The following is a 255-nucleotide window of genomic DNA, read 5'->3' as shown; positions in this document are numbered from 1 at the left end:
TCGACGCGTTTTGCCGACCCGAGATCCTCGAGCGTGGCCTTCTGCAACTGCTTGCCGGTCTCTTCCGAGATGACGGTCGCGCCCGTGAGGATGGCGATGTCCTCGAGCATGGCCTTGCGACGATCGCTGAAACCGGGCGCCTTGACGGCGGCGACCTTCAGGATGCCGCGCATCGCGTTGACCACAAGCGTGGCCAGTGCTTCACCATCAATGTCTTCCGCGACGATCAGCAGGGGCTTGCCTGCCTTGGACGTG

Annotated in this window: 1 pseudogene; it reads right to left on the bottom strand. The window is 63.5% G+C overall.

What is annotated here, in order from left to right:
• Positions 1 to 255, bottom strand: a pseudogene (gene groEL / locus AB4Y42_RS44690) (chaperonin GroEL); the annotation flags it as partial.

The sequence above is a fragment of the Paraburkholderia sp. EG286B genome (assembly GCF_040965655.1).
Classification (GTDB): Bacteria; Pseudomonadota; Gammaproteobacteria; order Burkholderiales; family Burkholderiaceae; genus Paraburkholderia.
Note: the sequence above shows the minus strand (reverse complement) of the source record. Positions and strands in the feature narration are given on the sequence as shown.